Origin of the sequence: Pararhizobium sp. A13, assembly GCF_040126305.1 — a bacterium.
Classification (GTDB): Bacteria; Pseudomonadota; Alphaproteobacteria; order Rhizobiales; family Rhizobiaceae; genus Pararhizobium.
Window position 1 is genome coordinate 979,212 of the sequence record NZ_CP149511.1, and the last position, 21,389, is coordinate 1,000,600.

Below are 21,389 nucleotides of genomic sequence, written 5' to 3' on the forward strand. Positions count from 1 at the left end.
CCCCATGTCGTCCCACACCAAACAAGCGCTCGTGATGATCCGGGCTAGCCTCTCCAGCCTCCCGCGCCGTCTCGCGATTTCACTCTCCATGGCCCTGTCGGTCGCGTTTGTGGTCTGCGTGCTTGCCGGGTTTCTTTCCATGGCGAAAGGCTTCGAGACGGCGCTGGCCGGAGCCGGCTCGCCCTTGGTGGCCGTCGTTCTCGGCGGCGGCACCAATCAGGAGACGGGCTCGGACATCCCCGCAGCCATCATCCGTACGCTTGATGCCATGACCGGCGACATGGGTGTTACTCGAGATGCCAAAGGCAATCTCGTCGCGTCCCGCGAGATCGTTGTGCCCGTCGACGTCAAGGAGGCGGCGGACGAAGCCACACGGACGTTGGCCCTGCGCGGCATGGATGCGGCAGGAACAGCGATCCGCGATGGCATCACCCTCTCGGCGGGGCGCGACTTCACGCCAGGTGACCGCGAGATCGTGGTCGGCGACCGTCTCGCCGGTGAATTTGGTTTGGGCGTCGGTGACTCCGTCCGGCTCGGTGCGGTCGACTGGACGGTAGTGGGTCATTTTTCCGCCCATGGCAGCGCCTTCGAATCCGAACTATGGGCCGATCTTGATGCGGTACGCTCGGCCTTCGACCGGCAGGGGCAGGTCCAGAGCCTCCGGCTTCGCCTCACCGATCCGGCCTCCATCAAACTGTTGCAGGACAAGCTCGCCACGATCACCACCACGCCTTTGGTGGCCTTATCCGAAGCCGATCTCTATTTCGCGCAATCCGGACGAACGGCAAGTCTGATCCGCATGTTCGGCTGGCCGGTCGCGCTGCTGATGGCCTTGGGTGCGACGGCGGGCGCACTCAACACAATGATGAGCTCCGTTTCCGACCGGACCGTCGAGATCGCCACCGTCCGCGCGCTCGGCTTCAGCCGGCTCTCGACCTTTCTCGGAACATGGGTCGAAGCCATATTGCTCGCAAGTGCCGGTGTCATCCTCGGCCTCTTGGCATCTTGGCTGATCGTCAACGGCTGGCAGGCGAGCACCATCGGCGCGAACAACGCTCGCATGGCCTTCCAGCTCACAGTGACATCGGACGTCATTCTGACCTCAGGCCTTCTCGGCCTCGCGATCGGTATCCTCGGCGGCGCGCTTCCCGCAATCGCAGCAACGAGGCTGCCGCTGACGGCGGCGCTCCGGGCACGAGGTTAGCAAAAATGTTTATTGAGCCGGCCGGCTCATACCCAAACGGCGCATTTCCCGATAGACGGTGGAGCGTCCAAATCCAAGTTGCCGAGCCGCTTCGGCAGGCGGCGTTCTCGCCTCGATGAGTTTGATCGCCGCTTCGACCCTTTCATGTCGCGCGGCTGCCTGCCAGGCTGTTTGCCTTTTGCCCGCGCGGCCGCGATACCGCCTTTTGTTCGCTCCTGTCGCGCATGGCCAATGCCAGACTGGGCCAGGGACGCCTACATCCGCGAGGACCTTGTTCATGCTCGACTGGCTTGAAACTCCTGCACTGCGCCTGGGTCAGTGAAGTGCGTGTTTGTGATGGTGCATTCGGTTTTCGAGGTCGATCATCCTCATTTTCACGAGGTTATTCGGCGCATTGATGCAGCGCGTGTTGTTAGGAAATTCAGCTATCATCAGGATTCTTCTGCGGTCCTTAGCCAAGTCGCCGAGCTCGGCTTGGACAAAGCCCTTATCGAGTACGCCCCTCTGAGCGAGTTCTGAGTAACGATCCCTCACATCCTGCGGTGGCGAGATAGACCGGTTGTACATCAATTTCATCAGAGACTGCGTGGGCTTCACGCGAATCTCATCGATGCGTCCGTATGATCGGCGAGGATACGGACGCGTCCACTCCGGAGGCAAGTCGCGCGGATCGGGACGGAGCCGCCATTGAACGGTTACCTGAAATCCGCCAGCGATGCGGCGATGTCTGCGATGGAGCGGAAGAGGATGAGCGGATCGTCCTTCGAAGGCATGAAACCTCGCCGCCGCCAGAATTCAGCGGCCTCCTCGTCGACGGCATTGACCATCAAGGCCCGCCCGCCGATCAGTGCGGCAGCCTGAACGCAGCGCTGGAGGGCGTGCTTCACCAGACCCGTGCCAATGCCGCACCCCGCCCATTCCGTATCGGTGGCGAGTTGACCGAGAAGCAGGCAGGGGACCGGATCGGGTGGTTGCCCCGTCCGAATTGAGCGCGGCAAGATCGAGGGAACCACAGCCGTAGGGGCAAGACCGTAGTAGCCGACCACCCGCCCGGCCTCGTGGACGACGAGAACGGCCGTGAAGCCCCTTTGCTGATTGGAGAGGGCGCGCGTCTTCAGCCAGCGATCGAGCGTGGGTTTGCCGCAGGAGAAGTCGGAAACGTCATGCGTGGCGGTAAGCGGTTCGGGAGCCGATAGCGACACGTCTCACCGCTTCGCCACGTAGCCGGGTTCCCAGGGTGCGGGCCGCTTGGCAAGCTCCACCATCTCGGGAACCGGAGCTGCCGGACGGGACAGGACTTCCATGAAATCGGCGAATCCTTCAGGACTCATGCGGACCAGCCCCTGCTCCATGACGACTTCTTCGGCCGCGCGCACGGCGGCGTCGCGCACAAAGTCCGTGCGCGAGCGGCCGCGTAGGCCGGCAGCACGATCGATCATTGCAACGTCCGCGGCGGGCAGACGCATTGCGATCGGGTATTCCTTGCGTTCGACGGTGGTGGTCATGGCTTATCTCCTTGAGCGGAAGATAGGGCCTTGTATCGCTAAATGCAATACGCCAACGTGAATTCCGTTCGAGGGTTGCTCAGCATCGATAAAAGGGCATTCTGAGAACAGCCACCGAGGAGCTCGCATGCGTCAGGAACCGGTTTCGCGGAGTTTTCATGGGTCATTCACTATGCCAGCGCACGCTGTTCTTCGCTGGCATACTCCGTGATGCGCGCATCCACTCCTGCTGACGCCGACTGTTCGCCTTTGAACCGGCGCGTCCGTCGAGGACACCATCACGGCGATCCCCAACGATACGCGCCTTGATCGCGAGGGCCTTCGCCATATTTGGGTAACAAATCCAGGAACGGAGATAGGGCAAATGACCTATACAAAAACTGACGAAGCGGTCAGGAAGCTTACGCCCGAGCAGTATCGGGTAACCCAGCTGAACGGCACCGAACGCCCCTTTACAGGAGTATCATGACAACAAAGTGCCGGGGATCTACGTCGACGTCGTTTCCGGCGAACCGCTTTTCGCCTCGGCCGACAAGTTCGATTCCGGCTGCGGCTGGCCGAGCTTTACCAAACCGATCGTATCGGTAAATATCAAGGAACTGCAGGATGACTCCTACCGCATGACCCGCACCGAGGTGCGCTCCGAGCATGGCGACAGTCACCTCGGCCATGTGTTTCCCGACGGCCCTCCAGACCGGGGCGGCCTGCGTTACTGCATCAATTCTGCAGCGCTCCGCTTCATTCGGCGCGGGGAAATGGAGGCTGAGGGCTACGGCGCGTTTATCGACCAGGTAGAGGAGATCTAAATGACCGAGAAAGCTGTTTTGGCTGGTGGTTGCTTCTGGGGGATGCAAGACTTGATCCGCAAGCTCCCCGGGGTCATTGCGACCCGCGTGGGCTACACCGGCGGCGATGTACCGAACGCGACGTACCGCAATCACGGCACCCACGCCGAGGCCATCGAGATCGTCTTCGATCCCGAGACGATCAGCTACAGGCGGATACTGGAGTTCTTTTTCCAGATCCACGATCCCACCACCAAGAACCGGCAGGGCAACGACATCGGCGTTTCCTACCGGTCCGCCATCTACTACGTCGACGATGAGCAGAAGCGAATAGCCGAGGACGCCATCGCAGACGTCGATGCTTCGGGTCTGTGGCCGGGCAAGGCGGTGACTGAAGTCGAGGCGGTGGGAGACTTTTGGGAGGCGGAGCCGGAGCACCAGGATTACCTGGAGCACTACCCTAATGGCTATACCTGCCACTACCCGCGTCCCAACTGGGTGCTGCCCCGGCGGTCGGCGGCCTAATAGCCGGCCGCCTATCTTCGGCCGGCGATTACTGTCGTCTTGGTGTCAACTCCGAATGGCCCGGCGATACGCAGGGCGCACGGAAGTGAGTACGCCATGCAGTTTGCCACGTCTTCCGAGCGCGGCACAGATATACGAGCGAAGGTTGAGCTTGGAACAGGCGTCGGGACGGTCGATCTTGTTGCCGATGTGGATTGATCAGTGCCTACAGCGAAGGAGCTTCACCATGGCCTTCAACACGCAACGGCTTCAATTTGCCGGCCATTCCGGCGCAACCCTGGCCGCCCGCCTCGACCTGCCAAGCGGGCCTTTGCGCGCCTACGCACTGTTTGCCCATTGTTTTACCTGTTCCAAGGATTTGGCGGCAGCGCGCCGCATCGCAGCGGAACTGGCGCGCGAAGGCATCGCTGTCCTGCGCTTTGATTTCACGGGTCTGGGATCGAGCGAAGGCGAATTCGCCTCGACAAATTTCTCCTCCAATGTTGCCGACCTGCTTTCGGCCGCCGATTATTTACGTGATCGTTATCAGGCACCGTCGTTGCTGATCGGTCACTCGCTCGGCGGCGCGGCTGTCCTGGCCGTCGCCAAGGACATTCCTGAAGTGCGCGCCGTGGCAACGATCGGCGCGCCGGCCGATGCGGCCCACGTGTTGAAGAACTTCGGAACGAGCCTCGAGGAGATCGAAAAGAGTGGTGCGGCCGAAGTCGATCTTGCCGGACGCAAGTTCCTTGTCAGAAAACAATTTGTCGAGGATACGCGCGCACAGAGCATAAAAGACGCTGTTGCAAGCCTGAAAAAGCCGCTCCTCATCCTTCACGCACCGCTGGACCAGTCGGTCGGAATCGAAAACGCCACGGAAATCTTCCTCGCGGCTAAACATCCCAAGAGCTTTATATCGCTAGACAAGGCCGACCACTTGCTTAGCAACCCGGAGGACGCGGCATTCGCCGGACGGATCATTTCGGGATGGCTGACGCGCTATCTCGCCGCCGACACGCCGCATGGCACGGGGCCGATCGAACATGTCCGCGTGACGGAGACCGGGGAAAGCAGGTTTCAGAATGCGGTTCAGGCCGGCAGCCACCGTCTCTTCGCCGATGAACCCGAAACGGTGGGCGGGCTCGATTCTGGACCATCGCCCTATGACTTTCTGTCTATCGCACTTGGCGCCTGCACGTCGATGACGCTACGCCTATATGCCGATCACAAGAAGCTGACGCTCGGGCGCATCGGCGTCGACGTGTCGCATGCGAAGATCCATGCCAAGGATTGCGAGGAGTGCTCCGAAACGGAACGCAGCGGCAGCGCCCGGATCGACCATTTCGAGCGTGTCATCTCCATCGATGGCGAGGTCTCGGAGGAGTTTCGCGACAAGATCGTCGAAATTGCCGGCAAGTGCCCAGTCCATCGCACGCTCGAATCCGTCGCAAAGATAAAAACCGTCGTGAAACAGAATTTCAAATGACAGGACGATAGCTTCAGCGTCGGGGCCCTTGATTGTAAAACGATAATACCGCCGCCGGCCAAGCGGACGTCATCCTTGCGCGAGATGGACATGCGAGGCCTTGCCCGGTCAAGGCCGGCCGTCTTGTTGGTATATCCGACCCTACGAGAAGGAAGATGCCCCCAATTGAGCGGCACCTGAACGGATGCCGGCCGTCGAATGCGGCTGGCACGACACTGTTTGGGTTCAAGAATTCGGTCTGCAGCCACCGGATCATCGCTCTGAAGATCCAGTGGCCCGGTCAAAGGTGATACCCGATGGTCAAGCCTCGTCAGGCCCCTTCCTGTACACTAGGAATTTGTTGCCTTCAGGGTCGCGGAAATATGCGCAGTACGGGCCGTCGGAGTTTTCCCCTCTCGGACCAGGAGCGCCCTCGTCAGAGCCGCCAGCCGCCAAAGCGACCGCATGCGCCTCCCGAACCTGAACACGGGAACGAGCTTCGAACGCGACCATCCCGCCATTGCCGACGTTTGCCGGCTCGCCGTTGAAGGGGCTGATCACACCGAATTCGAGGGTCTTGTGACCATAATAGACAGCCCTACCGGGCTGAACGAGAACGCGCCCGATTCCGAATACGGCGAGCAGCATGTCATAGAATGCCGCTGCAGCATCCAGATCATTGGTGCCTACGGTGGAGTGCCCCGGCAGCCCGCGCGGCTTCTCGGGCTGAGCTGTGATATCGTTCATTACGATCTTCCTCTTACGTTACAGGCGGCTAGGGTGGTGACACCATCCCCGGCTCGCAGAGGAGATTTGCGCGCTTCTTGTGTATCGAATTTTTCACAAATGCAGCTAGTGTGTATCGACCTGTGTCAAATTGCCGGGCTGATACACACTCATACAACTCCCTTTATCGCAATGCAGACCCGGGAAGAGAGCGGCGATACATGCCGTTACAATGGCCCGCGAATGGTTATGGAGCAAGTGCCACAAGCCACCCGTTAAATTACCGCCAGTACTGCCCCGGTGTCGTACTGACGCACGAAATCTACCCGCATGCCGTTCCAGTGATAGCAGTAGTGCCGCCCTTGGACAGGAATGGTTATGGCGTTTGGCCAGAAGATGCCGATGCAACGTTGACCAGGCATTCGAACGCTGTTCCACAAGAGACCATCGCTTCCCGCTGCCCGAAGTCCACGTCCCTCAACTTGGGAAGCGGTGTAATCGTGCGGATGCAGGACGTCAGGCACCGCGTTCACGTCGTCTAGTGCCCGGTCCACGCTGCCCACCAAGACACGAAAGTCCGATGTCCACCCCGGAGGCTGGGGCGTTGAACTCATGAACTTCTGATGGTGATGTATTGTTTCGGCGACAGCGACTTCTTCACTGTCGCCTGCATAGTAGATACCATAGCCTCCGTCCGTGAAGCGTCCCGGCCGCCCTGTTGAGCAATGGACAAATGGGGCCATTACATAACTAGCGCCGGTGCCCGAAACGCGACGGTTCGCGGGCACCTTGCCAAGATCGCCCACCTCAAACCGAATGCGTGGATTCGTTTTCGCCTCGACGGCGACAAGGGCCTCCCAGTCGCGGGGGTCGGCGATGTCCTCGAACAAATCGATAGGCGGATGGATCGATCTAATGATGCGGTAGGTTTTAGGCCACTGTACATGGGAACGGACAGCAAGGCCACTTACCATGCGCTCCGCTCCGCATCGAGCCATTCACGCATCACGGCAAGATCAGAAAGCTCGCCCTGAAGCATCACGTCTAGCGCCGACTTGCCGCCAAAGGCCGTATTAGGCGCTTTGATCCACTCATATCCCCTTGTTGCGTCCTTAAACAGGTGTCGCACCCCCTTATGGATACCCATCAGGTGAGCCATCCGCATTTTCAGGTCTCGATCGACACGTCCCACGTTGCCTTCTTTCCACCGTGCCCAAGTGCGGGCTGACAAACCACCCAGCAAGGTGCAAGCCTGCGCGTCTGTGAGCTTCCAAGCGTTGAAGAGGTTCACCGTCGTGCGGGCGAGCGCCCCTGCTTCCACATCGGTGATTTCAGCCGATGCTCTGTTGAAGGGAGTCGACGCAATAGGTTGGAGCAGCATGGCATCCTCTCTTTCTGACAGAAAACTAGCACATTGTTGCCAATTGGCAAAGCCTATTCTCTTTCGTACGACCGCATCACATCGACAGCGGACGGGCTTTCGAGAACGACGATCTCGTCTCGCTCCCATTGGATTTGGGCGGCTAGGTCCGCCAGTTTCTGCTCAAATTCCTCGACAACTGCCATACGCGATACTCCTTGGGCCAGGCCCAGGAGATAGCATCAGAGGTTACGGGAATCTTGTGGCACTTGCCCCATAACCATTCGCGGGCCGGTATCCCGCCTGCGGGTGTAGGGCTGGAGAGGAGAGGCCGTCGGCATTTTGGTGGTGTCTAACCCCGTCCCATAACGTGGTCCATGGGCTGCTGTGGTTGGCTACGCGCCTCACACGCCGCTTGATCGCAAAATTGTTGGGTCCCCCAAGTCAATTTTCAGTACCGGCCTCTACGGCTGGCAACGAACAGCCGGCCGGGGGGAAGGCGTTCTTCCTCCAGATTGCGATCTTACAAGTTCCAATTAGCGGCAAGTTGACTTCCAATTAGCCGAGAACGATAGTTCCAATCGTCCGAGATTCGTGGAAGACATGTTCGAGAGGTTTGTAGAGCAGCGCGCGGAGGAAGCTCGACGACCAGACGGTTCTCGAAGCCGCGCAATCCGATCCTGCTGGCTTCATTCGGGGCCTTGATCGAGCCAGCATCGACGAGATCCAGCGCGCACCCGACCTACTGCTGGCGATCAAGAAGACAGTCGATGAGGACTATCGTCCGGGCAGGTTTCTGCTTACCGGATCGGCGAACGTGCTGACTTTACCTCGGATTGCGGACAGTCTGGCCGGACGGATGGAGACCATTCGAATGCTGCCGCTGGCGCGGGCCGAGATCGAAGGCCGGACGCCGACCTTTCTGGAACGCCTCTTCGAAGGGAAGCTACTGAGCCAACGGAACTCTCAGCCGCGACAGCGAACGGCGGCGGCAGGACTGGGGCCGTTCCTATCTAACTTCGATCCTGACCCGAGATTTGCGGGACATTGCCGATGTGGAGAAGCTGACCGAGTTGCCGAAGTTCGTGCGGCTATTGGCCGAACATTCCGGTCAATTGGTCAACTACTCGCAGTTCGGCGGCAGCATCAACGTCAGCCACAAAACGGGGCAGCGTTATGTCGGGCTGCTCGAACAGGTGTTCCTGGTCGCGACGCTGCAACCATGGTTCACCAATACACTGAAGCGCATCGTCAAGACACCCAAGCTGCATTTCCTCGATTCAGGTCTGCTGGCCAGTGTGCGCGGGCTCACCTTCGACCGAGTGAAGGCGGATCGCGGAACATTCGGCGCGCTGCTGGAGAGCTTCGTGTTTTCCGAAGTCCTGAAGCTAATGACGGCCTCGGACCTGCGGCTGACACCATATCATTTCCGGGATCGGGACATGCGCGAGGTGGACATCGTGCTGGAACGCGACGACGGGATAATCGCTGGCATCGAGGTCAAGGCCAGCGCCACGGTCAAGGCCGGCGATTTCGGAGGGCTCCGCGCACTTGCCGAGGCCTGCGGCGATCGTTTCGCCTTCGGCGTCGTCCTCTACGACAATACAGATGTCGTGCCGTTCGGCGACAAGTTGGCCGCGGTGCCGCTGTCCAGCATGTGGGGCTGAGAATGATTGCAGAAGCCAACGGGATGAATCGTAGTTTCGGCTAGCGTGGCGTGCTGTAGCGTGGTTGCAGGGGGCCTGATTGCGCAGAGACTTGTGATTTCTCGCGTTGATGGGAATCGAACTGCGGGTCTTGAGAGTTTTCTGTGTTAGAAGCAAATACTCGCGGTGCCAGCGCAGCAGGTGCGAATGGTTTTTTTGAACGAGCGCATTGGCCTGGGCCTCACGGGCCCGCAATCTGGTTGGCGTGATGGTCAAGTTTTGCGTGGACCATTGCTAAAATGCCATCAGATTTATTCACCTGATATTTTCACCGAATCCCTCAAAGATAGCGACCCCTGCAAAAGCTCCGTTTACCGATGACTCTGCAATTTTGTTCTCGCCAAGCCGTAATCGTCCCGCATATCAAGATAGCAACGCTCGGCGCCCTTGCCTGTGCCGTTGGAGCGATCGCAGCCGTTTGCGTAATAAGCCTGCTTATTCCCGACCGTCCGTTTTGGGCAGAATTGACCGCCGTGGCGTCAATAACGGCAGCTGCTACATTTCCGCTTCAATTTGCGCTTTGTCTACGCAACGAAGCGCTTCGTGAGATCCAAAAAGAACTTCAGCACGCACTCCGTCATGATCCCGTCACGGGTACACTGCGCGCCAACGCATTTGCGACCTCGGTCGAGCATGCGATAGACCGCAGGCGCCTGAGCACTGCTGAAAGCCCGGATGGCGTCATGCTCGTTCTCAGGGTCGGCAATTTCGATGAGATCGGTCGCCGCTATGGCCCGCAATGGGCAGATACGCTGCTTCAATCGATTGTTCGGATCGTACATTCTTCCGTGCGCTATGGTGATCTCGTCGCCCGCCTTGCCTCCGACGAACTCGGGATCTATCTGCCAGGCACAACAACGGAAGACGCCAGAGACATCTGCGAGCGCATCCGCGCGCGGATAGACGAGACCACCTTCACAGCCGGGCAAGAGCGCCATATATCGGTGACGGTGCGGCTTGGCGGTACCAGGGTCGGGGACCAGGCCGACTTTCAGGCACTCCGCGAGGCAGCTAACCACGCCGCCCTTGCGGAGGAAGCGGCTGGCCCCCTCCTATTCCGGGAGCTGTTTTCGTGACAGGGAGGCTTTCGGGCCTGCTCTGCGGGGCGTCGCCTTATTCTGTACAGGGGCGCGGAATGCGAACCGTTGTGGCCGCCTATGCAACGCTTCCACTGTCGGGCAATCGACCCTGAGGTATCGACGCGGCAGCCACGGACGCCGTTGCCCATCATCTGAATGCGGCGCGCCGCGGAGTTATGGGTATGTGCTAACCCGCGGCGTCCTAGAAGATCCGTCCCACCACCTCGTCAAGCGACCGCGGCCAATGCGGCATGGTCCAGCCGAATGCCGCGGCGAACTTGGTGGTGGACAGTTGCGTGTTCAATGGGCGCGGTGCTTGCACGGGAAATTCGGCGGCTGTTATGTCACGAACCTCCGCCCACGGCCCCCCACGAGCGCGGCTTGAGGAGAACACATGACGCGCGAAATCGGCCCATGAAGTAATGCCGCTTCCCGCGAGGTGATAGGTACCGTACGCCCCGCCCTCACCCATCGCAACGGCGGCGCGCAGAACGGCGGCTGCAATGTCGAGCGCCGACGAGGGATTGCCGCGCTGGTCTGCGACGACCGCGATTTCCTTACGTGCGCTTGCCAGCCGCAGCATAGTTTTAACGAAGTTCGTCCCGAACGAGCTGTACACCCAGCTCGTCCGCAAGATGAGATGGCGAGGGCTCGCCGCCGCCACGGCGATTTCGCCCGCGAGCTTGGAAGCGCCGTAGACGTTCAGGGGCGCCGGCGCATCCGTCTCGCGGTCGGGGACGAACGCGATGAGATGGCTATAACTTCTGCCCAGCTCGCGCGGTCGCCGACCGTCGAGGAGATCGCAGATGCGCTCAACAACGGCAGCATTGCAGCGCTCGGCGCGTGCGCCGATGTTGTAGCTTTTCAGTGCGCGTACATGGTCCTCCACATGCAGCCAATCCCGCACATTCATCCCAGTGCCTTAGTCCGGCAGTGATACCCGCCAGCGTCAGCGTGCCCAGTGGATAGTAGATCATCGGTTTGTCGTGCATGGGCAGCAGTTGCTTCGAAACCGATATGGTAACGGGCTAGAGCCGCGTTCCGCTGCCGCCTGCCAGAATGATCTCTTTCATGCAGTTTCTCCCGTTGCCATTTCCACGCACCACCCACCGCGGTCACGCTCGGACCGAGAATACAGGACGGGACGGGACAGATCACATTGATCATCTCACCGATCCTTCACCGGTATCTGGTTCGGTGGCCGCAACGCCGGCCGGGCTCAAGGCGCCGCAACGCCAGACGCTGTAGACCGGTTGGGTGTCCCAGTCATAGTAGAAGGCCGCTTTCAGCCTTCCCTTCTCCATCAGCTCCGCGAAGCTGCGGCGCACGGCACGGATCGCTCCTTCACGCTCGCGATCGTCGACCGGGCAGGAAAGAGCGGTGTTGGCAATGCCCCATTCGGTCACCCAGCACGGCTTACCTTCCCCTTCAGGCCGGCAAAAGTCGAGAAGCGTCGTCACATAGCGTGCAAGCGCCGCGTCACCTTTGCGCCCCGGATAGACATGAATGCCATAGCCATCGATCAACGCGTCGATCCCCCGTTCCCGCAGGAGTGAGACAAACGCGCCGGGATCGAGCCGTTCCATCCCGCGATAGTCGGCCTCGTCTGCGCCGACATCGGAAAGTCCGGCAGAAATCAGAAGCGCGCCGCGGCTATGCACCGTCCCCCGCAATTCCTCTCGGGTGATCCGGACGGCGCCGACATATGCGTCGAGCCCGCGCTCGAAGGCCGAGCGATTTGCGACTTCCGAAACGTTGCGCGGCGTCTGCCACCCAGGTTTTTCATAGACGACGAGGTCGCCGTTGTAAGCGCTGTAGTTTATTTCATTTCCGGGCTCGACGGCGTCGATGCGGATGCCCATTCCGTCAATGCGGCGAAGCGCCGAGCGCAGGTGCGCTCGGTAGAGATCGAGATCGAGATCCGAAAGCCGCTGAACATCCCAGATGCGGCCGAAACCGGTGCGAGGGCGCACCTCCGCCGGATAGTAGTCCTTGTTGCCGAGCTGGATCTCGAGGAGGATTTTCAGCCCCAGTCGGTCCGCCATCTCCAGCGCTTCGATGCTCTTCTCCACCGGCCTCGACAGCGAAAGCCGGACATGGGTGATGCCGCTTGCCGCGATTTCCTTCAGCACGCGCTCCTGATCGCCGCGGGAAAGCCAGGCTAGGTTTACGCGGTTGATGCCGATGCGACCGGAGAGCACATCGTCAGCGCCCGCCGGCAGCGCCGGGGCAAAGGCCCAGAGCACTGCCAGCGCGCAGGCAAGGGGCACGCGCGTTTGCGCCACCCCCCTCATCCGCTCAAAGTCCGATCTGCCCCAGAGCATTGCGGAAATTCGCCTCGCATGCGGAATAACGGTCGATCACGGCCTGCGTGTCGATCTTGCCGAGGAAGTTGGCGAGATAGGCGCGCTTGTCCGCCTCCCTGTTCCAGGTGGCTGCCTCGATATAGGGGAAGCCGATGAACTCCAGCATTTCCCGCATGCGGTCGTCGACCGCGATCATGAGGGCGGGTGTGCCGGCCTGCATACCGATGATGCAGCCGTGGAAACGGCGGCCGAAGCAGAGATCGCGCGAGGACATCGCGCCCCGCCACTGGTTCGTGTCGAAATAGACCAGCAGCTCGGATTTCCGCTGCCATTTTTCCGAATGCTTGTATTCGGTCGCGCCAGTGATGCGCCCGCTCGCCCGGTCATAGACGATGTCATTGTCGTCGCCGGTCAGGGAGAGGTTGTAGGCAACGATCTCGTCCTGGACGACATAGCTTGCCACGCTGTCGGGCTTAAGCAACGCATGGGCGTCGACGATCGTATCGGCAACACTGCCGAGATAGCCGCCGAAGGCGATCTTCTGGGCTTCTACCAGTCCCGGATTGGCAAGCGCGGAAAGTGACCGCTTCATCTCGTTCGGAGCGAAATAGAGCGATGGGCAGCCGGTCGGCTTGACGAACTTCATGCCCTGCTCCCTGAGAAACTCGGCAGTGAAATAGCCGCGGGTAAGGAAGAAGCTCTCCTTTTTCCTCAAAACCTCAAGGAACTGGAGCGTACCGGCCGGCAGTAGTTCCTTGAGACCCTCCTTGCGCTGGATACCGATGCCCATCACCACGACCGGCATCTTCAGCTTGGCGAAGACTTCGGCTTCCAGGTCCGCGGAGTAGCCGGGCCGCAAGAGGTTGGCGGAGGCGAAAACGCAAATATCGAACTCGCGGTTGACGCGCTCGTAGACGTCTTCTGATCCCCGGTTGTTGGCGAGGTGCCAGAACGGCAGGTAGGTGACGTCATGACCGCGCAGGCTTTCGGCTGCGCCCTCGCCGATCAGGTAGTTGCCGGTATTGGCGATCCGCCTGACCTGGGAAATCAGGTCCTTCTTGGTGCTGGTCTCGTCAAAATAGGGCCGGTGGACGACAGTCGTGCCCGAAACCTGCGCAATCGTTCTCTGCAGATAAGACGGAATTCCCGTTAGCAAAATACGCATAACTATCCTCTGAACCGATAAATGGTGGCCTTCGGGCCATTAATTCGCGATGCCGATTTCACGAAGCGTCGTGCGGAAGGCGCGCTCGCGGTCGGAATACCGGTCGACAAGTTCGGTCGTGTTGAGCTTTGCCAGATGATCGGCCACGAACTCGGCGCGGTTCTCCGCCTTGTCGATCTCGGTGACGTCGACGGCGGGCAGGCCGGTGAAGCCGAGCATCTCGCGCATGCGGTCGTCCACAGCCACCATCAGGCTCGGCACGGCCGCCTGCATGGCAATGATCGATCCGTGGAAACGTCGGCCGAGGTTGAAGTCCATCGACGAAGCCCAGGCGCGCCACTGGTTGGTGTCGAAGAAGGTGCGAACCTCAAACCGCTGCTTCTCCCGCTCCGTGCCGGGATAGGCCAGATCGCCGATCATCAGGCCCGATGCGGAATCATAGACGCGCCCCTCATCTTTGGGCTCCACCTTCATGTCGAAGTGGAGGAACTCGTCCTGCACCACGTATTGCGGCACAGTGTCCTGCGGGGCCAGCGCATTCGCGTCGAGGATCGCATCCTGGTTGCCGCCGAGGTAGCCTGAAAAGATCGTCCGCGCCTTGCCGATCTTCACGCTCGACAGCTTCTTCATGGACCGGCGCATATTGTCCGGCATGAAATAGACGGAAGGGCAACCGGTCGGGCGCACGAAGGAGAAGCCCTGGTCCTTCAGGAAGCCGGCCGACTCGTAGCCGCGCGTCAGGAAGTAGTGCTCACGCTCCTTCAAGACGGCCAGGAGCCGCTTCGTTCCCTCCGGAAGATTGTTCTCCAGGTCCCTGCGGTTTTGCAGGCCGATGCCCAGCATGACGATCGGCATGTTGAGCCGGCTCAGGACCTCCGCCTCGGCGTCTGCGGAGAGCCCCTTGCGCAATAGGTTCGCGCAGGTAAAGACGCAGATGTCGAAGTTGCTGTTGAACTCATCGAACCCGCTGCCGCTTTTGCTCAAATTGTATAGATGCCAGAAGGGAACCTGCTTCGCATGCGGCGCGAGCGCACGCAGGGCGCCCTCACCAATGAGGTAGTTCCCGGTGTTGCTGATGTTGCGCAGCTCCTGCAGAAACTCCTCTTTCGTTTCCGGCTGCCTCTGCCGCTCCGCATAGGAGACGGACAAGCCGTGGGCGCCATTGGCAAGGCGCGTGTAGTGACCAGGAATACCCGTCACGAGAATTCGTGGACGCATTCGACTAACCTTTCTGTTTCAGAGAAGCGGCCCGGCAATCAGCCGATCGCCGCGACCACGGGATTTGCCGCCGCCTGCTCGCGAAAGACCGCGGCGCGGGACAGTGACGAATTTTTCACGGACCGATCGCTCCATGAGATGAAATCCGAGAAGGAGGAAGCCCATGACCGGCGTGCGGCGGTCCTGATGCAGCCCTCCATAAGCGGAGCGAGCCTTTCGCGATTGTGCGCAACATCTTCGATGATCCGCGCCATCTCCCTCACGACCTGAGGATCGGAAGCCGCGTTGATGAGTATACCGTCCTCGCCGTCGGAAATGAGCTCGTCTACGGCGCCGACCGCGGTTGCGATGGGCACGCAGCCGAGCTGCTGCGCCTCGGCGATCATCAACGGCGCGCCCTCCCACCGCGAGGGCATGACGAGAACGTCGGCCCATCCCAGGGCCTTGATCAGATCCTTGCTGGCGAAGACGGGCGGGCGCACGTCGACGCCCATGTCCTTCAGTCGTTCGCTCCAGGAGACGCTGGAATCGGCGAGGATTTCCCCTCCGATGGCCCGGGCGTCGAAGGGGACGTTGGAAGCCCGCAGTTCCGCGAGCGCCGCCGCCAGTCGATCGATCCCCTTCTGCTGATCGAGCCGGCCCATGTAGAGAAGCCTCAATCGGTCGTCCTTGCGCTCGATCCGTCTGACCGCCAGAACCTCCGCCAGGACCTTGGGTGGCACCGAGAAGCTCGCGCCATTCGCAACGGCGAAGACTTTCTCGTGCGGGACACCGTAGCTGTGCAGATAGATCTTGAGCTGTTCGGAGCAGGTCAGGAAGGCATCGTAGCAATGCTCGTGGGCAATCGCTGCGAAGGGTTGACCGGCGGGCCTCTTGAAAGCCGTGTTGTCGACGACGTGAAGATAGCAGGCGGTGCGCGTGCCTTCGGAGCGCAGTCGCGCGATGAGGGGATGGGCGGCCATCACGTGGTTGTTGATGACCAGGTCGAAGCCGGAAAGCTGTCCCTTCAGCGCCTCCCAGTCGACCGAATGCCCCTCGGCAATAAAGTCCTGCCCCAGGAAGGAGCCCGACCCTCCCCAGGCCGGAACTCCCTCGTCCCAGAAGTGAATGTAGTCGAAGCTAGAATCGAATTCATCGATCACGTCCATCCGGGACGTGCCGAGCACGAAGAGATGGGTTTCGTAACCCGCCGCCTTCAATTCTCGGGCGGCCGCATAGACGACTTTCTCGGCCCCGCCAAACGAGGCGTTCGGCACGAGCAGCGCTACGGTCCGTTTGCCTTCGCTGTGCCCGAGCGGCAGGACCGGTGATCCCCCGACTTCCTTGCGCAGCGCCTTGTGCAGTTCGGTGTAGGGCACGAGCCGTGCCGGACGCCAGGTCCACCGCCTGCCCGCCGTCTCGCGCAGAGGACTCGTGGCAATCGCGTTGACGCAATTGATCATCACCTGCTGAGGCGTGATGAGAGAGCGGCGCGGAAGGCTTCTTGGAAAAGGGAAGCGCACTTTCAGAACAGTCAATGTCGGCCATACCTGCTGGCTGCCGATCGAAGCAAACCAGTCCACCGCATTGTTCTGAACCACGTCCTGGACGAGCCGGGTCGAAAGGAAAATGAGATCGGTAGGGCCGATTTTTTGTCCGCCCGCGCCATGAGCGATCGGCTCGATCTTGCGCTGGACGGCATCGTTGGCGAGTTGGACGAAGACGACGTTGCTGTTCTCGCTCAGGCGCTCAAGGTGGGCAAGAACGTTCGGCAGCATGCGCGAACGCCGGAGCAAGTCGAGCGCCGCACCGCTTCCTGCGACCAGGAACGGCGGGAAATGCTCATTGTCGGGCTCGCCGATATTGCCCCAGAACGCCGGGATAATGTCGTCGAGGCGAAGCATCATCGGTGGCTTGGTGGGATCGGTGAAGAAGGAGATCGCCGTATCTTCCGTTCGCGCAAACAGGTAGCGCGGGCACTCCTCATGCTCGAAATCCACCAGCATCGGGCGCTGGAACAGCGGCATGTGGCGCTTGCGCAGGAAGCTTACCGACGTGGCGCGGTCTCGGTTCGCCTCCTTGAAGCGGCTCTCCGCCCTCAGCCTGTATTCGAAGACGGTGTCGTGGCAGGGCGTGCCGACGAAACCATGCTCGATGCAGGACAGCCAGAACTCCCAATCCTCGAAGCCGTTCTGCCTGTCGTCGTTGAAGCGGACGCCTTCCTGAAAAACATCGATCGAGATCATCGATCCCGTATCGCAGATATTGTCGGTGATGCAGTGGGCCAGCCGCGAATAGCGGTTGCCGTAGTGGGCGCGCCAGCTTACCGAGAATGTGTCAATATTGGTGTAGACCCACCCGCAACCACTGAAGAGGAGTTGCCGGTAAAGCGTCTCGATGGTGCCGGGAAGGACGCGATTGTCGGCATCGAGGAAATAGACAGCCTTCGCCTCGGGAAAGCGCTCGAGGACGAATTCGATGGCGCGATTGCGTGCGCCGCCCGGCCCCGCATTCTGACCGAACACGACATGGACGGAAGGATGGGCCGCGGCGTAGAGCAACAGTTGATCGAACGTCTCGTGCCGTGGATCGCCGTCGACCGAGATGACTATGACGACCCGGCAGCTACTAAAATTCGAGGCAAGTACGGACTCTATCGCCTCCAGGGCGAGTGCCGCATGACCGTAGAGGGGCATGGCCACGGCGATCAGGTCCGCGAACTCCCGGTTACCGGACATCGGCGGCCTCCGTCGATTGCTTGACCAGCCTGAAGCCGGACACCTTGAGCCAGGAGAAATCGACCGAATCCGTGACTGCGCGGCTGAGGATCATCAGATCCATCGGGCCGCGTACCGGCTCGTCCAGCTGGATGTTGATGTTGACGACCTGATTGGGGGTGACTTCGCGCCAGCCGCTGAAGAATGCCGATGGCTTGGCCACGCCCTTTCGCGCAAGCTCGGCCACTTCGGAACGCGCATTCGAATTCGCCGGGGCGAGCAGGAAGCTGACCGCCGCGGGCTGACCTTCCGGATGATCGATAACGGCACTTGCCGAGAAGGATATCGTTCCGGGCTCGACAGCGCGACTGACCGCGCCTGCTGATATACCGCTCGGCAACGGGTGGCAGACGATGGCATGCTCATGCTCAAGGAAGCGCACCGTCTGGAATTCCGGGACGATGGGCGTGATCGAAACGTCCGCGATCTGGCTCAACGTGTCGACCGCCAGGCGATAATCGACGATGTACTGACCCTCGAGCAGGCTACTCGGCGCAATCATGTTGGGCGCACTGGCGGGCTTCACCCCGGGCAGTCCCGTGAACACTTTGAACGCCAGCGGGCGCAGGTCGAGATCCGGATGCGAAAGTTCCGACCGCGCCGAATAGCGCTCGCCGGCGATCGGATAGCCAAGCGAAAGGCCGACGGTCTCGGGTCCGGTCGCGGATATCCGCAGCCGAAGTGTCCGTGCCGCGCCGCCGCAGGCCCGCGGCAATGAGAAGAAGTTCCAATTAGGGACGAGTTGCGCATAGGGCACGATCCACTCGGCCACGCCCTCCCCGCTTTCAAGATACCTCAACGCAACGACGAGCTCTCCACTGGCTTTCGGTACAGAATGCAGGTGAAGCGCGAGCCCGGCCACGCCGCGGCTGGACACCGGCAGCAGTTGCTCGACAAAGGCGTTGGCGAGCAGTTGTCCTATCCCTTCATCCTTTGGGTCGGCATAGGGATCGTGGGAAAATGTCTCGGAAACCGGCTCCCAGCTTCGCGCCTGGAACGCGTCTTCGAGAGCCCGGTAATTTTCCAGCAGCGTCTCGCGTTCCCGCCGCAGAATTGAAAGCTCCGAGGTGATCGATGTGCTGTATCGGGCGAGCCGGCCGACGCCGCCCTCGGCCAGCGTTCGCAGAAGCGCAAGACTGTCTGGCTTGTTGGCGGGATCAAGCCGCTGGAGGGGAACTGCGGGGACCGTAGCCAGCGACCCCAGCAGCGCCAGGCGCTCTTGCAGATCCGCCTCGCCCTCGTCGGAAAAGGCGATGGCGATCAACGGAAAGGCGTCCTGCAAGGTCGCCTGAGGGCGCCCGTCCATTTCGAGGTAGGTGACCAGATGCTCTATATCGCTTCCCTCGAAGCACGACCGGTCCCGGTCCGATGCCGCCACCAGTTTTCTTGCCGCTAGTCGCCGCCCTATGCCGGAAGACATCAAATGTTGCACGCACCGCCTCTGAAGAATTATTTCGGAACAAAAAATCAAAGACACTGGATAATCAGTTGTTTATTCAAACAATCCGGCATCGTCCACGAGAACCTAGCAACTATTTTTGCGGCGCACAATGATAAAATTCGGATTACGACAAGCAAAATATTTCATATATACTTTAAAAATCAAATTAATACTTACTCATTTTACAACCTCGTGACGGCAAAGCGATTTTCCACTCAATCTTTCAAGCAGATCCTGCTGGCGATCGAGGCAGTCAGTCAGTCGGAAACGACGCTCGACCGTCCGGCGCGCCGCGGCACGCATCCCGATGTGGTGTTCCGGATTCTTCAGGGCGCCGAGAATAGCCTCGGCGAGCGCGTCCGCGTCGAAGAATGGCACCAACAGGCCGTTCCGGCCGGCGCGTATAACCTCCCGGACAGGCGCGGTATCTGATCCAATGACCAGGGCGCCGCACGCCATTGCCTCCAACACAGACCAAGACAAAACGAACGGATAGGTCAGGTAGAGGTGCGCGGCCGAGATCTGGAAAAGCTGCCGCAGAACAGAATGCGGCACCACGCCGGGAAAGAGGATATTTTCCCGCGGTATGTCCAGCGATTCCAAGAGGTGGTCCTTCCACGCCCCGCCGCCGGGCGGCGGCACACCATAGCTGGTGCCATCTCCGCCGACAAAAACGAACAGCGCATCGGGACGTTGCCGCACAACCTTCGCGGCAGCCTCCAGAACCTGTGGAAATCCGCGATACGGCTCAAGGTCGCGCGCGACAAAGGTGACAATGGGAGAACCACCAGCCCTGAGCACACGTCCGTCCGAAAGCCTGACCGAAGTTGTCGGGTCCGGTCGAAACCGCGCCGTATCGATGCCCTCGTGACACACCGAAATGCGGCCCTGGGCGTCGGCGGGGTACAGACTTCTCTGCCAATGGGTGGGGCTGATGCCGGCCTCAATGGCCTCAAGGGACAAGAGCTGCGCGATGTTACGCAGCCGCAGCCTCTTTCGCGTCTCCAGATCGGGCCGATCGTCGGGGGAGAACCCTATGTCCGCCCCTTCCGATCGGTAGAAGAACTCGCAATATCCCAATGCGGGCACCCGCGGCAGCACGTCCTTCAAGAACATCATGCTGCCCCAGCCGATATGGCCGACGACAATATCGGGCACCAGCCCCTGCCGCGCCATGGCGTCGAGCGTTTCGGCGACGCGATGGCCGATTCGCGCGTGATGATCGGGAGTACCCATGTGCCGGGCCATGTGTGGATTTGCGCGCGGGCCCGATTCCGCTCGATGTCGAACGACGCGAACGGATGGGATCTTCTGATCTATGGTTTCGGTGACGAGGCTTACCTCATTGCCCGCCTGCGTCAGCTGGGCGGCCAAGGCAGCGAACTGGCCGAAGCCCCGCCGATGAACAAACGCCACGTGCATCGCGCCTAGTCCGCCATTGCCGGGCCCACGGCATCGCTCACCACTTAGACGCCGTACCGTGAAGCGGTGCCCCAGGCCAGTTCGAGCTGGTGCAGCGTCTGGAAAGCCGTCTCAAGCATCCGCTGGTCCTGGTCGCCACGATTCACCGCGCGCTCATAGCTCATGGCCGCGTCGCGGAGATTTGCCCTCAGTTGCCGCCCCTTCTCTGTCAACTTGATACGTGCGGACCGCTTGTCGCGCTGGGAGGCAACGCGATCAATATAGTCGCCGTCGGCAAGCTGCTTCAGATAGTAGGAAACATTGGAGCCAACATAATGCCCACGATCCAGAAGCTCGGCGACCGAGAGCTCCGAGTCGCCGATTGCCAGTAGAATCATCGCCTGTGCCGGCCCGACGTCATCGACACGAAGCTTGGTCAGCTCCGCCCGAATCAGGCCCGAAAACCGTCGGCTTGCCCGCTCCATGAGGCGAGCAAGCTCGAAATACGTAATCTGCCGGAGGTCACCAAACTCGGCATCCTGAGGATAGCCGGGGTCCGTTTGTGCTGCCTGCCCCTTATTTCGAGTTCCCAGATCGCCATTCAGTTCGGACAGCATGAGCACATTATCTTCTTTCACTTCACTCTCCATCTCGGAAAAGTACTTCAAAAATTGAAGTAATCTTCAAATATGCCCATCACCCCGGTTTAACCTGAGCTTGCACAAGCCCTCCCTTCTGTGCCAGATTGGCAAAAGCAATACTACACTT

General features: G+C 60.4%; 18 protein-coding genes and 4 pseudogenes. 6 read left to right on the plus strand and 16 right to left on the minus strand.

The features are described from left to right. The first annotated feature begins 4 nt into the window (after positions 1-4). Positions 5-1,204, plus strand: a complete 1,200-nt coding sequence (locus WI754_RS26275; RefSeq protein ID WP_341486934.1) for an ABC transporter permease — start codon at positions 5-7, stop codon at positions 1,202-1,204. A 9-nt stretch (positions 1,205-1,213) separates the two neighbouring features. Here WI754_RS26275 and WI754_RS26280 read toward each other — a convergent pair. From WI754_RS26280 to WI754_RS26290, 3 genes and pseudogenes are all read right to left on the minus strand, one after another. Next, positions 1,214-1,419, minus strand: a pseudogene (locus WI754_RS26280) (helix-turn-helix domain-containing protein); the annotation flags it as partial. Between the two features lie 480 nt (positions 1,420-1,899). After that, positions 1,900-2,406, minus strand: a complete 507-nt coding sequence (locus WI754_RS26285) for a GNAT family N-acetyltransferase (RefSeq protein WP_341486935.1) — start codon at positions 2,404-2,406, stop codon at positions 1,900-1,902. Positions 2,407-2,409: 3 nt separating this feature from the next. Further along, positions 2,410-2,709, minus strand: a complete 300-nt coding sequence (locus tag WI754_RS26290) for a DUF1778 domain-containing protein (RefSeq protein ID WP_341486936.1) — start codon at positions 2,707-2,709, stop codon at positions 2,410-2,412. A 364-nt stretch (positions 2,710-3,073) separates the two neighbouring features. On the opposite strand from WI754_RS26290, the pseudogene msrB reads away from it, so the two are divergent. The 3 genes and pseudogenes from msrB to WI754_RS26305 all read left to right on the plus strand — a co-directional run bounded on the left by msrB (position 3,074) and on the right by WI754_RS26305 (position 5,484). Continuing rightward, a pseudogene (gene msrB / locus WI754_RS26295) lies at positions 3,074-3,515 on the plus strand (peptide-methionine (R)-S-oxide reductase MsrB). Next, entirely contained in the window at positions 3,516-4,019 is a 504-nt protein-coding gene (gene msrA, locus WI754_RS26300) for a peptide-methionine (S)-S-oxide reductase MsrA (protein WP_341486937.1), read from the plus strand. A 226-nt stretch (positions 4,020-4,245) separates the two neighbouring features. Then, entirely contained in the window at positions 4,246-5,484 is a 1,239-nt protein-coding gene (locus WI754_RS26305) for a bifunctional alpha/beta hydrolase/OsmC family protein (RefSeq protein ID WP_341486938.1), read from the plus strand. Positions 5,485-5,784: 300 nt separating this feature from the next. Here the strand turns inward: WI754_RS26305 and WI754_RS26310 are convergent, their stop codons facing one another. The 4 genes from WI754_RS26310 to WI754_RS26325 form a co-directional block, all read right to left on the minus strand. Continuing rightward, entirely contained in the window at positions 5,785-6,210 is a 426-nt protein-coding gene (locus WI754_RS26310) for a VOC family protein (protein WP_341486939.1), read from the minus strand. A 254-nt stretch (positions 6,211-6,464) separates the two neighbouring features. Then, complete coding sequence (locus tag WI754_RS26315; protein ID WP_341486940.1) at positions 6,465-7,163, minus strand: RES family NAD+ phosphorylase; 699 nt, start codon at positions 7,161-7,163, stop codon at positions 6,465-6,467. Continuing rightward, the gene (locus tag WI754_RS26320; RefSeq protein ID WP_341486941.1) at positions 7,157-7,570 is read right to left on the minus strand and encodes an MbcA/ParS/Xre antitoxin family protein; all 414 of its coding nucleotides are present in this window, start codon (positions 7,568-7,570) and stop codon (positions 7,157-7,159) included. The genes WI754_RS26315 and WI754_RS26320 overlap by 7 nt, the downstream gene beginning before the upstream one ends. A 53-nt stretch (positions 7,571-7,623) precedes the next feature. Beyond that, a complete protein-coding gene (locus WI754_RS26325; RefSeq protein WP_341486942.1) occupies positions 7,624-7,755 on the minus strand; it encodes a hypothetical protein in 132 nt (43 codons plus the stop codon). A 397-nt stretch (positions 7,756-8,152) separates the two neighbouring features. On the opposite strand from WI754_RS26325, the pseudogene WI754_RS26330 reads away from it, so the two are divergent. Together WI754_RS26330 and WI754_RS26335 are read left to right on the plus strand one after the other, a co-directional pair. Next, positions 8,153-9,216, plus strand: a pseudogene (locus WI754_RS26330) (ATP-binding protein). Between the two features lie 356 nt (positions 9,217-9,572). After that, complete coding sequence (locus WI754_RS26335) at positions 9,573-10,331, plus strand: GGDEF domain-containing protein (protein WP_349437966.1); 759 nt, start codon at positions 9,573-9,575, stop codon at positions 10,329-10,331. 205 nt (positions 10,332-10,536) lie between these two features. Here WI754_RS26335 and WI754_RS26340 read toward each other — a convergent pair whose 3' ends face one another. The 9 genes and pseudogenes from WI754_RS26340 to WI754_RS26380 all read right to left on the minus strand — a co-directional run bounded on the left by WI754_RS26340 (position 10,537) and on the right by WI754_RS26380 (position 21,259). Then, entirely contained in the window at positions 10,537-11,247 is a 711-nt protein-coding gene (locus tag WI754_RS26340; protein ID WP_349437967.1) for a sugar nucleotide-binding protein, read from the minus strand. 22 nt (positions 11,248-11,269) lie between these two features. Then, positions 11,270-11,407 (minus strand): annotated as a pseudogene (locus WI754_RS26345) (sugar phosphate nucleotidyltransferase); the annotation flags it as partial. A gap of 90 nt (positions 11,408-11,497) precedes the next feature. Then, on the minus strand, positions 11,498-12,658 hold the full coding sequence (locus WI754_RS26350; protein ID WP_341486944.1) for a glycoside hydrolase: 1,161 nt from the start codon (positions 12,656-12,658) through the stop codon (positions 11,498-11,500). Beyond that, on the minus strand, positions 12,633-13,805 hold the full coding sequence (locus WI754_RS26355) for a polysaccharide pyruvyl transferase family protein (RefSeq protein ID WP_341486945.1): 1,173 nt from the start codon (positions 13,803-13,805) through the stop codon (positions 12,633-12,635). Before WI754_RS26355 ends, WI754_RS26350 begins: the two co-directional genes overlap by 26 nt. A 39-nt stretch (positions 13,806-13,844) precedes the next feature. Next, complete coding sequence (locus WI754_RS26360; protein ID WP_037133412.1) at positions 13,845-15,023, minus strand: polysaccharide pyruvyl transferase family protein; 1,179 nt, start codon at positions 15,021-15,023, stop codon at positions 13,845-13,847. A gap of 38 nt (positions 15,024-15,061) precedes the next feature. Continuing rightward, positions 15,062-17,740: a glycosyltransferase gene (locus WI754_RS26365; RefSeq protein ID WP_341486946.1), complete on the minus strand. Its 2,679-nt coding sequence runs from the start codon at positions 17,738-17,740 to the stop codon at positions 15,062-15,064. Next, the gene (locus WI754_RS26370) at positions 17,730-19,199 is read right to left on the minus strand and encodes a DUF6212 domain-containing protein (protein ID WP_341488012.1); all 1,470 of its coding nucleotides are present in this window, start codon (positions 19,197-19,199) and stop codon (positions 17,730-17,732) included. Before WI754_RS26370 ends, WI754_RS26365 begins: the two co-directional genes overlap by 11 nt. 198 nt (positions 19,200-19,397) lie before the next feature. After that, entirely contained in the window at positions 19,398-20,642 is a 1,245-nt protein-coding gene (locus tag WI754_RS26375; RefSeq protein ID WP_341486947.1) for a glycosyltransferase family 4 protein, read from the minus strand. A 44-nt stretch (positions 20,643-20,686) separates the two neighbouring features. Continuing rightward, a complete protein-coding gene (locus WI754_RS26380) occupies positions 20,687-21,259 on the minus strand; it encodes a MarR family transcriptional regulator (RefSeq protein ID WP_341486948.1) in 573 nt (190 codons plus the stop codon). Positions 21,260-21,389 lie beyond the last annotated feature (130 nt).

What these genes read in the sequence shown, in the direction of transcription:
- WI754_RS26275 (WP_341486934.1), top strand. Translation starts at nt 5, where the DNA reads ATGTCGTCCCACACCAAACAAGCGCTCGTGATGATCCGGGCTAGCCTC.
- WI754_RS26290 (WP_341486936.1), bottom strand. Translation starts at nt 2,709, where the DNA reads ATGACCACCACCGTCGAACGCAAGGAATACCCGATCGCAATGCGTCTG.
- msrA (WP_341486937.1), top strand. Translation starts at nt 3,516, where the DNA reads ATGACCGAGAAAGCTGTTTTGGCTGGTGGTTGCTTCTGGGGGATGCAA.
- WI754_RS26305 (WP_341486938.1), top strand. Translation starts at nt 4,246, where the DNA reads ATGGCCTTCAACACGCAACGGCTTCAATTTGCCGGCCATTCCGGCGCA.
- WI754_RS26310 (WP_341486939.1), bottom strand. Translation starts at nt 6,210, where the DNA reads ATGAACGATATCACAGCTCAGCCCGAGAAGCCGCGCGGGCTGCCGGGG.
- WI754_RS26315 (WP_341486940.1), bottom strand. Translation starts at nt 7,163, where the DNA reads ATGGTAAGTGGCCTTGCTGTCCGTTCCCATGTACAGTGGCCTAAAACC.
- WI754_RS26320 (WP_341486941.1), bottom strand. Translation starts at nt 7,570, where the DNA reads ATGCTGCTCCAACCTATTGCGTCGACTCCCTTCAACAGAGCATCGGCT.
- WI754_RS26325 (WP_341486942.1), bottom strand. Translation starts at nt 7,755, where the DNA reads ATGGCAGTTGTCGAGGAATTTGAGCAGAAACTGGCGGACCTAGCCGCC.
- WI754_RS26335 (WP_349437966.1), top strand. Translation starts at nt 9,573, where the DNA reads ATGACTCTGCAATTTTGTTCTCGCCAAGCCGTAATCGTCCCGCATATC.
- WI754_RS26340 (WP_349437967.1), bottom strand. Translation starts at nt 11,247, where the DNA reads ATGAATGTGCGGGATTGGCTGCATGTGGAGGACCATGTACGCGCACTG.
- WI754_RS26350 (WP_341486944.1), bottom strand. Translation starts at nt 12,658, where the DNA reads ATGCTCTGGGGCAGATCGGACTTTGAGCGGATGAGGGGGGTGGCGCAA.
- WI754_RS26355 (WP_341486945.1), bottom strand. Translation starts at nt 13,805, where the DNA reads ATGCGTATTTTGCTAACGGGAATTCCGTCTTATCTGCAGAGAACGATT.
- WI754_RS26360 (WP_037133412.1), bottom strand. Translation starts at nt 15,023, where the DNA reads ATGCGTCCACGAATTCTCGTGACGGGTATTCCTGGTCACTACACGCGC.
- WI754_RS26365 (WP_341486946.1), bottom strand. Translation starts at nt 17,740, where the DNA reads ATGTCCGGTAACCGGGAGTTCGCGGACCTGATCGCCGTGGCCATGCCC.
- WI754_RS26370 (WP_341488012.1), bottom strand. Translation starts at nt 19,199, where the DNA reads ATGTCTTCCGGCATAGGGCGGCGACTAGCGGCAAGAAAACTGGTGGCG.
- WI754_RS26375 (WP_341486947.1), bottom strand. Translation starts at nt 20,642, where the DNA reads ATGCACGTGGCGTTTGTTCATCGGCGGGGCTTCGGCCAGTTCGCTGCC.